The following is a 13,604-nucleotide window of genomic DNA, read 5'->3' as shown; positions in this document are numbered from 1 at the left end:
ACGGCCTAGAAGAGGTCGTCGACGGCCGACTGGGCCGCCAGCGCGGCGTCCTCGGCGACCTGGTCTTCGTCGGCCCGCGCGTCGGGCGCGTGGACGTAGACGTCCACTTCCAGCACGCCGTCGTCGAACGTGACGGTCACGTCGTAGTCGTCAAGGTCGCTCTTCGAGTACCGCGAGAGGACAAGGCCCTCGGCGGCGCTCGACGCGGTCTCGACGACCTGTTCGTCGGTGGGACCGTCGGCCGGGGCGTCCCCGCCGTCGGTCGAACTCTCCGTCGTCTCACCGTCGGTCGGCATTTTACGCGCCGCCAGCGCCCGGGCCCGGTGCGCCGCCGGGGCCGCCACCGCCGCCGAGCATCTGCTGGAGCTCGCTCTGGAGGTCCTCGAACTGCTCGCGGACGCGGTCCTCCTGCTTCTGGAGCGTCTCGGTGCGGACTTGCAGGCTGTCGACCTTCTCCTCGAGGTCTTCCTGAGCCTCGGCGTAGTCGGTCTTGACGAGCAGCTCACCGACCTCGCGGTACATGGTGGCGTCCTCGTCGATGTCGTCGAGTTCGTTCAGTGCGGTCTCGGACTCCTGCAGCGACGTCTCGGCCTGCTGCTTCTGGGCGGCGACCTGCTGTGCCGTCTCCTGAAGGTCCTGCAGTTCCTCGAGTTTCTCCTGTGCTTCCGGCGGCAGATTACCCTGCATGGTCGGAGGGTTGAGTCCCTCACTGAAAAACCATTGCTTTGTCACCCATACTCGGCCCGGGGGTGGAAGACGAGCGCCAGCGGGAGACGGAGAGGACGGACAGGGGGCGGGACGGGATGCGGGGACGGACAGGGGGCGGGACCGGCGCGGAGACTGACGGCGGGGCGGAGTGCGGGACGCTACCGGTCGGTGACGGCCTCGGCGTGTTCGGCCCACTTCTCCAGCGTCGGGTTCCCCCAGTAGCAGACCGACTCGCTGCGGGCGTCGAAGTCCAGAACGCCGGCTTCGTCCATTCGGGGTAGGTGGTCGTGGACGAGGGACGCCCGGATTGCTTGTTCGCGCGTTTCGGAGGCTTCGATCTCGTCGTCGCTGACGCGCCGCGCGACTGCGGCGGCAAGCGTATCGACGTGGGCGGAGTTCGACCCGGTCGTCACGAAGTATCGACAGACAGTCCGGCGTCGCCAGTCGGCCAGCAACCCGAATACGTCGTCGACCATCGGCGCGGTGAGACCACGATCACACGGGGTCATGCCGCGCCAGTCCTCGCTTTCCGGGCCAGACGGGGACTGTTCGGTCATTGGTTCGCGTCTGAACTATACCCGCGTGGTAACTATCAAGAATACGCCTAGCCACCTAGGTTTTACTCGCCAAAGAGTGCATCCAGGATGTTGCGCTCGGCGCGCCGGAGGTGCTGGTGGAGCGTCGGCGAGGCGATGCCGAGGGACTCGGCCAGTTCCTCAGCGGTCGTATCACGGGGCCAGGCGTAGTAGCCCGCCAGGTAGGCCGCCTGGAGGACTTCCTGCTGGCGGTCGGTGAGAGACTCCGTCACGCCGATTCCCTCCCGGCCGTCGAGCCTGGAGCGATCACCCTCGGTCTTGGTGACGAGCGTCGCGCCCGGGTTCGAGCGGCGGACGGCCTCGTGGATTGCCCTGACGTCGGCGTCGCTGGGCGCTTCGACGACGATTCGAGTGGATGCAGGGGTGATCACGGCGGCCTCCAGCCGGGCCCCGACTTCCGAGAGTGCCGAGCGTAGCGACCAGGGCGTCCGGAGTTCGACCACGCCCGCCTCGGACCCTTCGGCCCGGATGACGCGGGCGCCGGTGACGTCGTCGCTCTCGACCGCAGCGTCCGCGACCGCCTCGACCGAGGCCCCGTCGACGGCGAGATACTGGAGCACGTCCTCGCCGAGGTCGACCGAGCCGACGATCTCCAGCTGACAGTCACAGGCCTGTGCCAGCCAGACGAGGCGCGCCTCGTCACTGTCGGCCCGGAACTCCAGTTCGACGGTGACGTCCTCCTCAAGCAGTCGCCTGTTCTGGACGGCCGTCATCGCGAACCCGATGGTGTCACCGAGCAGGTGGAACCGGTCGGTCAGCGCGTCGCCGAAGGCCTCCGGTCGGTCGCCGTAGACGGCGAGGACGCCGTGGACGGTTTCGCCGTGAATCAGCGGGATCGTCGCCAGCGAGTAGAGGTCGTGGGACAGCGCCAGCGAACGCCAGACGTCCTCCCGGTCGCCCTCGCGGAGGTCCGCGGCTAGCCTGACGTCGCCCGTCCGGACGGCACGCATTGCCGGGCCGCCCGTCGCCCCTTCCACGGACGTCGACGCCAGCAGGTCGTGGAGGTACTGTCTGGGCTCGCCCACGACGGTGCCCGGAACGATGCGGTCACTGGCACCCTCGCGGTTGCCGACCCACGCCAGGGTCACGCCGTCGACTTCGATGAGGCACTCACACACCGCCCGTTCGAGTTCGTCGCGCGAGGCGACCTGGCCCAGTTCGCGGACGACGTCCTGCACCAGCGCGTCGGCGCGGTTGATGCGGGCCAGTTCGTCGCGTCGGGCCGCGAGTTCGCGTTCGCGCTTTCGACGTTCGGTGACGTCGCGCGCGACGCAGACGAACCCGTCGAAGTCGGTCTCGTCGCCGGCCAGGACGGTGTAGTTGACCGACACCGGGACCGGGTCGCCGTGACAGTCGAGGAACGTCCGGTCCCCCGCGCCGCCGGTGTCCTCGGAGCTGACCACGTTCTTGATGTCCCGCTGGGCCGCGTGCAGTTCGCCCTCCGCGAATATCTCCGCGGCGTGTTTCCCGATCAGGTCCTCGGGGTCGTAGCCGAGCATCGACGCGAACGCCTCGTTGGTAAACACGACGACGCCGTCGGCGTCGAAGACGTAGAGCCCGTCGCGGGCCTGCTCGACGAGGAGCTCGTACAGCCCCGAGCGAGTCTCGCGCTCGACCCTGTCGGTCACGTCCTCGAACACGTCCAGCCGGCGCTCGCCCGGGATCCGGTGGCTGGCGTATCGATAGTAGCGCAGCACGGGACCCTCGCCGGCCGAGTCCGCGCTGGCCGAGCCCGCGTCGTCTGTCTCGACGGTCACCAGCGACGCGCCGGGGTCCGGGACGCCCCCGAACACCGCGGCGAGCCGGTCGTCGAAGTCCCCGTCCGGAACGTCCGCCGCAGCGACCGGAAACGTCGTCTCGAAGGGCCGGCTGGCCCAGGCGAGGTCGCCGTCGTCGACGACGAAACACGCGATGTCCTCGTCGGCGTCCCCCAGCCGGGCGAGCGTCCGCGCGAGCGGTTCGTCGTCCCCGTCCGGTCCCGCCCCGGCGAACTGTCGGGCCTTGTCGACGAGCATCGCCAGGATCCGCTCGTCGGTCCCCTTCTCCAGGACCATCGTCGCCGCCGCGACGACCGGGTCGGTGTCCGCGTCCCGACCGGCCCTCGTGAAGGAGACGATGGGGCACGACGCCGCCTCGACCAGTGCTTTTCGGTCGGCGACCGGGAGGTCGCCGCCGACGACGAGACAGCCCCATCCGGCGGACCGGAGCGTGTCGACCGCCGCCCCGGCATCCGTCGTCCCGACGAGCTCGACGTCTGAGTACTCCCGTTCGACGTACGTGGCGACCGTCGCCATCGTCTCCTCGTCGGCGTCGACGTAGAGGAGTCTCGTCGCCGCCTCGCCCTGCACCACCCGGTAGTCCGCCTCGAGCTCACTCACCATACGTCGGCGTCCTCGCCGTGGTCGTCCCCCACGATCTGTTCATCTACGTGACACCCGGAGTTACAACAGTATAATAGTTCGCCGCCACACCCCCCGTCGACCCGGCCCCAGAACGAGTGCGTCGACGGGCCCGCTCGACTGCAACTACCGCAGATCGGCCACACCGGCCCGCTCGGCCACGCCCACCAGCGTCGACCAGGTGTTGACGCCCGCCCGAAGCGCGACGAGGTCGGCCGCCGCGACTCGCACGCTCACGACGGCGCCGTCCCGGTCGAGCGTCGCCGTCGTGCGGTCGCCGTCGATGTCGCCGATTTCCGGCCGGACGCTCCGCTCGACCCGGCGCGCCCGCTCGCCGTCGTCGTATTCGAAGGAGAGAACAGCTTCGTGGTCCACGCTACCCCGTCCCGACGGCTATTTGACGTCGACTTCCTTGACGTCGCGCGAGCGCTCCTTCAGCAGCACGCGGTGGCCGCAGTACGGACAGCGGACGCCGCCGTACTCGTCGAGCGTCACGTCGCGCTTGCAGCGGGAACACTTGTAGCTCATTATTCCTCGTCGTCGGCGAGTGCCGCGCGGATGGACCGGCGAACGGTCTTTCCGCCGGGGGTCTGCGGTCGGTAGGTGCCGCCGGTGTACTTGTAGCCGCAGTAGCCGCACTCCCAGATACCCGTGCCCTGGCGGTCGACGCGGTCCTTCCCGCACTCGGGGCACGCGTGGTCGTCGTTCATGTCGGACTCGATGTCGGCGACCCGGCGGCGGGCGACGCGCCCGTAGCGGGCCCCGAAGCGACCGGCGCTGCCGGTCCGTCCCTTGTTACTGGCCATAGTATCGTGGTATCGGCACAGCGGCCAAATAAACCTGTTGAGTTGCGGCTAGGAGCAGCGGGATGGCACGGCAGTGAGAACGAGACGGCGACGGTAGACAACAACTCGAAAGCCCCGGCGGGCTCGACTCGGGAGCCTCGCTGTCGTCCGAAAATCGGAGATTTTCGTGATGACGAGAGAGCTCCGCTCTCTCGAACCACGCGCCTCGCTACGCTCGCTGCTTACTTCGGCTGCCGTCGTCGAGCCCGCCGCCCCTTTCATTCCCACCCCGTGATTGGTCGGGTCATCGCCACCTCACTCCTGAAGCTCAGTCTCCTGCAGGGCGTCGTTGAGGTCGGCGCGGACGCGCTCGCCGAGTTCGCGGTCCCCGGCGGTGGTGACGATGCGGTTCTCCTGGACGGAGGAGCCGTCGCGGATGAGCAGGCGGACGTTGCCGTGCTGGTCGGCCCGGGTCGCCTTGGCCCGGACGCCGGTTCGGGACCCGGAGCCGCCGGCGTCGATGGGGCCGGGGATGACCTTCTTCACGTGCGGGTGGGCGGCGACGGTTTCGAGGGCGCGCTTGCCCGCACGGCCGCCGACGAGCGTCGAGTGCGAGCCGCCGAGCTTCTCGGAGAGCGAGGCCTCGACCACCTCCAGGGCCGGTTCACCGCGGCGTTCGACGACGTGCTCGACCGGGTTCTCGGCCTCGACGCGGTAGAAAGGGTAGTGAAGCTGCGAGCGGACCGCCGCGACGACGTCGCGGTCCCCGGTGACGTACACCTCCTCCGGGCGCTTGCGGCGGACCTCGTCGGCGATCAGTCCCGCGAAGTTCCGGAGTTCGACGACGTTCGCCTCGCCGTCGTCGGCGTCCTCCGGCGTCGTCGTTATCGTCCGGGCACCGACGACGTCCTCGTCGAGGAGGGCAGTGACGGTCGCCCGATCCCTCTCGAGTTCCAGTACGACGGTGTCGGCGTTGGCCGTCCGGCAGACCAGGCAGTAGTCGCCCGGTCGGTCCAGCGACGAGGCGCACTGCCGACACTCCATTGTCGGAGCGTCACTTCCGGACGTGGATAAACGGGGCGATTCCGGGGAGACGTCGCGTCAGTCGGCAGTCAGGTCCAGGTGGAAGCCGTGGGTCAGGCTCCCGAGACCCTCCGCGCTCCGTCCCACTGTGGCCGGAACTCCTCGTACACCTCGTCGGCGAACTCGGGGTCCTTCAGGTCGATCATCGCGAACGTCGACCCGCCCATCGGGTGGGGCACCTCGATACAGACCTCGACGTCGTCGATGATCTCGAACGTCGACGTTATCTCGTCGCTGGCCCGGTAGTTGAACCGGTCGTAGTTCTGGAGGCGACGCTGGTAGTCGCGTCCGCGCTCGGTCGGGATGTGCTCGTAGAACGCCGGCGGGAGCAACATGAACACCTCGACGTCGCGTTCGAGGGCGCGTTCGATCTCGTCGACGATGCGGTCGGCGGCCTCGGTGACGTCGAACTGCTGGGAGGGGACCGAACCGACCACGACGATGCGGTCGTCCGCGGCCGCCAGGCGCTCGACGAGCAGATCGACGGTCTCTCCCGGACCGACGGCGGCCGTCCAGAACGGCTCGTCGACCGGTTCGGCGGACTCCATCTGGTCGGCGAGTTCGTCGACGATAGTCTCGTACTGACTGGCCTTCTCCTCGAGCTGGCGTTTGCGGTCCTCCAGCAGCCTGTCGAGGGCGGTCTCCGGTTCGACGGCGACGAACTTCTTGGGCCGGCTGGCGGCCTGGCTCCGGACGAGGTTCAGCGTCTCCAGGCTGTTGAGCACGTCGTAGATGCGCCCCATCGGGACGTCGCTCGCGCGAGACAACTCCTTGGCCGTTGTCGGACCGGTGTCGAGCAGCGATCGGAACGCGCGGGCTTCGTACTCCGAGAGGCCGAGGTCGCGCAGGTTGGGCATACCAGTCGTTCTCGGTCCGCATCCAAAAACGCACCGCCGGTTTGACCGGGTTGTCAGTTGCCGGCCTGTCGGAGGGACCTGCCTACTCGCCGGTCAAGAGCGCTTCGAGTTCGGCCGGCGACTCGGCCGTGCCGGTCACCTCGCCGTCGACGCGCTGCTCGGCCACGTCGTCCAGATCGGATACGCCGGGGACGACGACGGACTCGTGGTCCGCCAGTCGCAGGGCCGCGCGGTGGAGGTCGCTGCCCGCCGGTGCGCCGACGCGGACGCTCGCCGGTTCGAGCAGTCGGGACGCGACGCTGGCGTACGCCGCCACCTCGACGCCCATCCGGTCGGCCGCGCCGGCGAAGGCGGCGACGGCCCTCTCGGCGGCTTCCCGGTACTCGTCGTCGCCCGTGAGTTCGGCCAGGTCCACCAGTGCGTCGGCGAGTTCGACGGTGGCGTCGAGAGGATACTGGGGCTCGGAGAGCAGGCCCGCGCCCGTCACCGGCCCGTCGCGGAACGCGCCGCTCTCGGCCTGCAGTTCGTCCAAAGTCCAGTCCGCGACGGCGGTGGCGGGGCCGCCCTCGCCCAGCACCTGCCAGGACGACGTCAGCCCCTGGAGCACGCGGGCCTGGTCGAGTAACAGGCCGCGCTCGCCGACGTCGCCCGCGTCCGGGTCGGCGTAGTGGATAACGGCGCCGTCGTCGTCGACCAGCTGTTCGACGACGTGGTCGCGGGCGCGCTCGGCGTATCGCTGTGCGCGCTCGTCGTCGGTGTAGGCGGCGTAGGTACACAGCGCGTCGACGGCGACGCCGTTGCGGTCGGCGAAGACGGTGGCGTCGACGTGGGGCGCGTCCGATTCCTCCCGCTCGGTGGCCTGGAGCTGCGCGTACGAACTGTCGCCAGCCTGACTGCCCGCGAAGGCGCCCCGCGTTGCTCGCGGGTCGCTCTGCTCCCCGCTCGCATTTTCCGAGGCGCTACGCGCCTCGCCATCCCAGAGTGTCGTCGTCAGGTACTCCACCGTCCCCTCGGCCGTCTCCCGATAGGCCTCCTCGCCGGTGTAGCGATAGGCGTGGGCGAACGCCCGGAGGATGGCGGCGTTCTCGTCGAGCAGTTTCTCGCTGCGGGCCTCCGACCAGTCGCGGTTGGTGGCGAAACGGTAGAAACCACCGTCGTACGTGTCCCGGAGGTGGGTCCGGATGGCCTCCAGCGTGCGGGTGGCCTGGTCGCGGGCGCGAACGAGCGCGAACTCGACGGTTCGGGCCATCGGGAACTTCACGTCGCTGCCCCAGCCGCCGAACTCCTCGTCGTACGCGCCCAGCAGCTGCTCGACCATGTGCTCCTCGATGCGGGGAGTGACCTCGCCCGCGGGCGGGACGCCGGCCCCGACCGAGCGGGGGACCGACCCGGCGGCCTCTCCCTTCGCGTCCCACGTCTCGCGCACGCCGTCGAGGATGTCCCGGAAGCCGTCCGGACCGAGGTAGGTCGCGCCGGAGAGCACCGTCCCTTCGGGCGTGAGGAACACCGTCGACGGGAACCCGCCCATGTTGTAGCGCTCGCGGACGCGCGGGTGCCGGTCGGCGTCGACCCGGACCGGGACGAAGCCGTCGTTGACGTTGGCGGCGATGCGCGGTTCGCCGTAGGTTCGCCGGTCCATCTCGCGACACTCCGAACTCCACGGCACCGTCAGCGCGAGCAACAGCGGCTTGCCGGCCTCGGCGGCGTCCTCGAACGCCGCGGGGCCCCACTCGCGCCACTCGACCTTCGTGTCCGCAGCGAACTCGTCCATACTCGCGCTACGTGAGAGGACGGAAAGTACCTTGCACTCTGGGGCGACGGGGCGCCCGAGATGGCCAGCCGTGGATATCGCATAAACGGCCCTCACCAGCGCGGGGGAACGGACTTGTGACGGGCGCGTCAACCGTCGAACGATGGCAACCAGCCACGGCGACGGCGAGGCCGAGCGACGGGTGGAGCGGCCGCCCGGGGAGACGCCGCCGGGTCCGGACGGACTCCCGCTGGCGGGCAACACCTTCCAGTTCGTCCGCGACCCCTTCGCGTTCTACGAGCGCTGCCGGGAGGAGTTCGACAGCGACGTCGTCCACTACCGCATCGCGGGCACGAACGGCTACATGCTCACCCATCCCGACGACGTCCAGACCGTCCTCGTCGAGCGCGACCGGGAGTTCGTCAAGGGGACCGTCGTCGAGCAGTCCATCGGCGCCATCGCACCGACGGGACTCATCTCGACCAGCGGCGACGAGTGGCAGCGGGACCGGAACCTCATCCAGCCCGCGTTCTACCGCGAGCGCATCGAGACCCACGCACCGATGATGGGCGAGTACGCCAGCGGGTTCGCGGATAGCCTGCCCTCGGGTGAGCCTGTCCGCATCGACGACCGCCTGAAGGGACTGACGCTCGACGTCCTGGCCAAGACGCTGCTCGACGTGGACGTCCGGGACAAGCAGACCGCCATCGGGCACGCCAGCGAGACTATCGCCGAGCGCTTCGACACCTCGGGGTTCTCGGCGTACCTCCCGCTCTGGGTCCCCACGCCCGCAAACCTGCGCTGCAAGCGCGCCGTCCAGGAGTTCTTCGACGCGGTGGACGAGATCATCGCTGAGAGACAGGCCGAGGACGCGGAGCGCGACGACCTGCTCTCCCTGCTCCTGGAACGGGAGTACCCGGACGGGACGACGATGGAGTCCCAGCGCGTCCGCGAGCAACTGATGACCTTTCTGTTCGCCGGCCACGAGACGACGGCGCTGACGCTGACCTATGCGATTTTCTTGCTCGCGACGAACCCGGAGAAACAGGTCCGCGTCCACGAGGAACTGGACGCGCTGGGTAGCGGGACGCCGACGGCTGCGGACCTGTCCGACCTGCCCTACCTGGAGCGCGTCATCCAGGAGGCCCTGCGGCTCTACCCGCCCGCGTTCGTCATCTTTCGCGAGCCCACGACCGACGTCGAACTCGGCGGGTACACCATCCCCGCCGGGTCGACGCTGTCGCTCCCCCAGTGGAACGTCCACCGCGACGAGCGGTGGTACGACGACCCCGATACCTTCCGGCCCGAGCGCTGGACGGAGTCGATGGAGGAGGCCCTGCCCGAGTACGCCTACTACCCCTTTGGGGGCGGCCCCCGCCACTGCATCGGGATGCGCTTCGCCACGATGGAAGCCCGGTTGATCCTGGCGACGCTATGCCAGCGCTTCCAGTTCGACCCCGTGACGGAACCGCCGCTCGACCTCTCGATGCAGATTACGTTGCAGCCGAGCGACGGTATCGACGTGATTCCTCGCGCGAGGTGACGTGAGAAGGGGAGGGAGTGCAACGAGGACTGTGATCACGTCCAGCAACAACTCGAAAGCCCCCTCCCGCTCGGGTCGGGGGACTTGCTGCGCGCCTCGCTTCGCTCGGTGCTTGCTGCGTCCGCCTTCCCCGAGCGGTCGGCCCCTTTCGATCCCACCCATCTGGAAAACTCATCAGTCCACAGTAACTCGGCCGGACGAACGAACACTGGGTGGGACTGAAAGGGGCGATAGGCTCCGCGAAGGCGGGCGACGCAAGCACCGAACGGAGTGAGGCGCGCAGCGAGCCCCCCGAGTGGAGCCTATCGGGGCTTTCGGGTTGTTGAAACCTCGACAGCGCTGTCAGTTCACGGATCTCCACTGTTTATTCTAGCGATGGGCACACCTAGCACGAAAACGGTTTGAGGCGCCACCGTCAAGACGAGGTATGCTGCGCGTCATCGCGGTGTTGCTGTTGATACCGCTGCTCGACGTCGTCCTGCTGGCAGTGGTGGGCCAGCAGTTCCTGGGCTGGCCGGTGACTATCCTCATCGTCGTCCTGACCGGGCTGCTGGGAATGTTGCTCGTCCGCGCCGAGGGTCGGCACACCCTCAGCGAGATACAGCGCAAGCTGGCCAGCGGGGAGATCCCGACCGACGAAGTCATCGACGGCGGGTTGCTCATCGCCGCGGGCGCGTTCTTCCTCACGCCCGGACTGGTGACGGACGCCCTCGCGCTGTTGCTGGCCATCCCGTTCACGCGCTGGCCCGTCCGCGTCGCCGCGAAGAAGTGGGTCATCACGCCCTACATCGACGCCAAGTCCGGCGGGTTCGCGACGGGGAACGTCTACATCGGCGGGTTCCCCGGCGACGACGACACCGACCGCGTGGGCTTCGGCGGGATGGGCCGACCGGGCCCGGACGGCGCCGGCGGCGCTGGCGGCGGCGAGAACAGCGGGTTCGACCACGACAACGCCACCGACATCGACTTCGAGGAGAAAGGTGACGAGTGAGCGGTCGGGTGGTACTGTGCCGCATTCGAGGCCGGAGTAGTAACGCTTAACAGTAGCCCTCGGATACATTCTGATGCGCTCAGCGGGCCAATAGCTCAATCAGGTTGAGCGCTCGGCTGATAACCGGGAGGTTCGCGGTTCAAATCCGCGTTGGCCCATTTTTGCTACCGAACAGCGAACGAACGTGAGCCGTGAGTGTAGCAAAAATACAACCGAGCGGATTTGAACCCTGGAAGTCGCAGTCCCGGAACGGCCGAGCGCAGCGAGGCCGCACGCCCGGAACGTCTTCCTCTGGTTCACAATCCGCGTTGGCCCACTATTCTGCGACGTGTTCGCGAACAGAGTGAACGAACGCTTGGAACGGCTCTGCCGTTCCAGTGAACGGACGTGAGGAGCGAATCGTGTAGCCGAGCGGATTTGAACCCTGGAAGTCGCAGCGACCGAACGGAGTGAGGTCGATCGTCTTCCTCTGGTTCACAATCCGCGTTGGCCCATCCCACTTCCGAACGGTCCTCGACCGTTCGACTGGGTCGCGCAACTCCCCAGCCAATTCATCTCGGTGTGACACTGATTCTGGAGCGGTAGGTCTGGTTTGGTCGTCTCGGGACGGGACTGTGAACAGGCCGCCCGCGAGGGCGTCCTCGAAGTCGATTTGTCCGAACATTTGCGGTAGTGTGACTGCCTGTCGGGCTGTTACCAGTCCTTCAGCAGCTACTCACCGCGTTCCGAGTGGGCCGGTTTAAGACAGGTAGGAAAGAAAAGGCTGAAGTAGTGATATTTATGTCGAAAGGATGGGTGTTGAAAACGTGCAACCACAGATTTCAAGCATTTTTGACTCCTATAATTTATACGCAAAGGCATTCCCAGGGACAGTGTTCCTGTTGCTGTTTGCATCGTTACTCCCCGAGGGCAGTATCTCCTTCATTTCGGGAGAGTCGCCTGCACTACTTGCTGCAACACTGCTAATAGCAGTAGTACTAGGTTTTGTAATAGGCCAAGCTGTTCATTCGTTTGCTGTAATCGTTGAGAATCTGTTCTATTCTACACTTAGGAGCTACTCTCGGCTTATTACATTCTCTGGCTATATATTAAAAGAGATCAAAAGTGGGAGAAAATCAACAGAGAATGGAAGGGGAAAGTCAACTCTTGAGAAATTAGACATAATTCGAATTATTCTCACCGCCGCGTTTGGTATTGGTTATCCACTCGTCACGGGGAGGTACGAGCTTTACATCCCTATCGTCGGGGGCTTTTTGATAGGAGTTCTGAGCATAATTGTTGAACCAAAAGGGAGGCTCCAAGATTGGATAAAGGGGGTTCTGACACCTCACCGGCAATTATACGACCAAAAAATGGCCTCGGACACTGAATTGTCGAAAGTTCTTCTCGAAGAAGTTACTGAAAGAATGGATTGGATAGATCAAACAGATTCTGATATGGTATATATGAGCATCGTGAGCTATCTAGAGTTCAGCCGAATTGGACGGTCACGCAAATTCCATGCCACATTTTCCTTTTGTCGGAGTATGTGGGTTATTCTTCTATCATTTTCACTTCCATATGTTGTAGTCTCTTTAGACCCAGATCCGCCTGCATGGGTCCCGGGCATTATTGCAGAGATTCTATTTGTAACCGATAATTACACCCCAATCGTTTATTCACAAATTGGGATGGATACGGGGATGCTAGTTTTCGGCACGGGAATGCTATTCATGGGACTGATCTTTATGAATGGCGAAAATCAGTATAAGAGGCTCTACCTTGACTATCTCGTCTATGACTATCTAAACGCGTCTTCTGGCGACATTGAGGGCACGTGACCTTAGCAACAGCTTGTGGACAATTGTCCTTGGTCCCTACCACTTGCGCGTCGAGAAAACCACTCGCTCCGATATGCACACAAGCCCGTTCAGTCCGTGTGCATATTGAGTGGGCTCCGATGGCCTCAGTCCGGAGACTGGCAAGCGATGGGCAATGGCTACGGAGTAGTAGTTAAAGAAAAAGCGTTCAGTTACCCGAGCAGACCCTGTTTTACGGCCCCGTGTGTACGAGCGGCGGGTATGCGAATCCGAACCGACGGGAAGCACGCTCGACGCGAAGACACGATCGACCAGGCCGCGGAGTTCTGGAGCTGCAACAAAACCACGGCGCTCGTGAAGTCCGCCGAGTTCACCGGCTGACTCCCGCTGGTCGTCACCCGAGCCCTGCGCTCGCTACGCTCGCGCAGGACGCCCTCCGAATCGACCAGCGGATCCGGAAGGTGCTGGCGCGGGATGATTTGACCAGCACGCAGAAGCGCGAGATCGCGGAGACGCTGACCGTTCCGAGTTACTACGAGATAGATGTCACTCAGTCGTTAGACGTCGAAAAAGGAAGTGCGTTAGCAATTACGCGTCTGGGCCTTCCCAGGTCGCGAGGGTCGAAGACTGGTCTCCACTCTCAGCGGTGTAGACGATTCTTACAGTGGCTCCGGAGAGGTCGAGATCGCTTTGATCGAAGTCCTCCGAATTCAGGTCGTAGGTAGATCCTGCTTGTACATCGTCGTACGTGGTAGAGTTGTAGAGTTCCCCACCATTGTTGGAACCGTCATTCCCGAATGTTGCATCGTTAGAACCACCATCATCTGTGGCACCGCTGACAGTAGCGTTGAGCCTCTCAGCGTCTATCGTGTCACCGCCATCGTGTGTAATTGTGAGTAAGTCGTCGCTACCAGAGGCGTCGTAGTCGAAACTGAAACTCGCCTGTGGCGTTGTATTCGAAGCCTGGTCACCGAGGCCGAGGACGAACGACGCGATGACGGCCGCGAGGATCACAGTGATCGCGACCATAAGGATCACGCCAATCACCGGCGATACAGCGTTGTCGTCGTTGAGGACTGATTTGATATCCATC

General features: G+C 65.4%; 15 protein-coding genes and 1 tRNA gene. 5 read left to right on the top strand and 11 right to left on the bottom strand.

Going from position 1 to position 13,604, the window contains the following annotated elements; all coding sequences use genetic code 11:
- Nucleotides 1-5: 5 nt before the first annotated feature.
- From AC5FRV_RS00675 to AC5FRV_RS00630, 10 genes are all read right to left on the bottom strand, one after another.
- Nucleotides 6-296, bottom strand: coding sequence for a DUF3194 domain-containing protein (locus tag AC5FRV_RS00675; protein WP_493559207.1), 291 nt, complete (start codon nucleotides 294-296; stop codon nucleotides 6-8).
- Nucleotide 297: 1 nt separating this feature from the next.
- Nucleotides 298-687, bottom strand: coding sequence for a prefoldin subunit beta (locus AC5FRV_RS00670; protein WP_493559206.1), 390 nt, complete (start codon nucleotides 685-687; stop codon nucleotides 298-300).
- Nucleotides 688-866: 179 nt separating this feature from the next.
- Nucleotides 867-1,184, bottom strand: a complete 318-nt coding sequence (locus AC5FRV_RS00665; RefSeq protein ID WP_493559205.1) for a DUF7344 domain-containing protein — start codon at nucleotides 1,182-1,184, stop codon at nucleotides 867-869.
- Between the two features lie 143 nt (nucleotides 1,185-1,327).
- Nucleotides 1,328-3,685 (bottom strand): bacterio-opsin activator domain-containing protein, encoded by a 2,358-nt coding sequence (locus tag AC5FRV_RS00660; RefSeq protein ID WP_493559204.1) that lies wholly within the window; start codon nucleotides 3,683-3,685, stop codon nucleotides 1,328-1,330.
- A 144-nt stretch (nucleotides 3,686-3,829) separates the two neighbouring features.
- Nucleotides 3,830-4,078, bottom strand: a complete 249-nt coding sequence (locus AC5FRV_RS00655) for a KEOPS complex subunit Pcc1 (protein ID WP_493559203.1) — start codon at nucleotides 4,076-4,078, stop codon at nucleotides 3,830-3,832.
- An 18-nt stretch (nucleotides 4,079-4,096) separates the two neighbouring features.
- Nucleotides 4,097-4,231, bottom strand: coding sequence for a DNA-directed RNA polymerase subunit P (locus AC5FRV_RS00650; RefSeq protein ID WP_012807557.1), 135 nt, complete (start codon nucleotides 4,229-4,231; stop codon nucleotides 4,097-4,099).
- Nucleotides 4,231-4,509, bottom strand: a complete 279-nt coding sequence (locus AC5FRV_RS00645) for a 50S ribosomal protein L37ae (RefSeq protein ID WP_089816695.1) — start codon at nucleotides 4,507-4,509, stop codon at nucleotides 4,231-4,233. The genes AC5FRV_RS00650 and AC5FRV_RS00645 overlap by 1 nt, the downstream gene beginning before the upstream one ends.
- Before the next feature lie 294 nt (nucleotides 4,510-4,803).
- Entirely contained in the window at nucleotides 4,804-5,532 is a 729-nt protein-coding gene (locus AC5FRV_RS00640) for a DUF2103 domain-containing protein (protein ID WP_493559202.1), read from the bottom strand.
- A gap of 92 nt (nucleotides 5,533-5,624) precedes the next feature.
- Nucleotides 5,625-6,428 carry a TrmB family transcriptional regulator gene (locus AC5FRV_RS00635; protein ID WP_493559201.1) on the bottom strand — a complete coding sequence of 268 codons (804 nt, stop codon included), beginning with the start codon at nucleotides 6,426-6,428 and terminating at the stop codon, nucleotides 5,625-5,627.
- A gap of 82 nt (nucleotides 6,429-6,510) precedes the next feature.
- Nucleotides 6,511-8,199 (bottom strand): DUF255 domain-containing protein, encoded by a 1,689-nt coding sequence (locus AC5FRV_RS00630; RefSeq protein ID WP_493559200.1) that lies wholly within the window; start codon nucleotides 8,197-8,199, stop codon nucleotides 6,511-6,513.
- Nucleotides 8,200-8,341: 142 nt separating this feature from the next.
- Between AC5FRV_RS00630 and AC5FRV_RS00625 the strand changes: the two genes are divergently transcribed.
- The 5 genes from AC5FRV_RS00625 to AC5FRV_RS00605 all read left to right on the top strand — a co-directional run bounded on the left by AC5FRV_RS00625 (nucleotide 8,342) and on the right by AC5FRV_RS00605 (nucleotide 12,892).
- Nucleotides 8,342-9,721, top strand: a complete 1,380-nt coding sequence (locus tag AC5FRV_RS00625; RefSeq protein WP_493559199.1) for a cytochrome P450 — start codon at nucleotides 8,342-8,344, stop codon at nucleotides 9,719-9,721.
- A 427-nt stretch (nucleotides 9,722-10,148) separates the two neighbouring features.
- Complete coding sequence (locus tag AC5FRV_RS00620) at nucleotides 10,149-10,712, top strand: FxsA family protein (RefSeq protein WP_493559198.1); 564 nt, start codon at nucleotides 10,149-10,151, stop codon at nucleotides 10,710-10,712.
- An 84-nt stretch (nucleotides 10,713-10,796) separates the two neighbouring features.
- Nucleotides 10,797-10,870 (top strand) — tRNA-Ile (locus AC5FRV_RS00615).
- A 648-nt stretch (nucleotides 10,871-11,518) separates the two neighbouring features.
- On the top strand, nucleotides 11,519-12,532 hold the full coding sequence (locus tag AC5FRV_RS00610) for a hypothetical protein (protein WP_493559197.1): 1,014 nt from the start codon (nucleotides 11,519-11,521) through the stop codon (nucleotides 12,530-12,532).
- 240 nt (nucleotides 12,533-12,772) lie between these two features.
- Complete coding sequence (locus AC5FRV_RS00605; RefSeq protein WP_493559196.1) at nucleotides 12,773-12,892, top strand: DUF7692 domain-containing protein; 120 nt, start codon at nucleotides 12,773-12,775, stop codon at nucleotides 12,890-12,892.
- A 207-nt stretch (nucleotides 12,893-13,099) separates the two neighbouring features.
- Here the strand turns inward: AC5FRV_RS00605 and AC5FRV_RS00600 are convergent, their stop codons facing one another.
- A complete protein-coding gene (locus AC5FRV_RS00600) occupies nucleotides 13,100-13,603 on the bottom strand; it encodes a type IV pilin domain-containing protein (protein WP_493559195.1) in 504 nt (167 codons plus the stop codon).
- Nucleotide 13,604 lies beyond the last annotated feature (1 nt).

This window comes from Halomicrobium sp. HArcel3 (assembly GCF_058933135.1).
The sequence above is the reverse complement of the archived record's forward strand: the minus strand, read 5'-3'. Positions and strand labels throughout refer to the sequence as shown.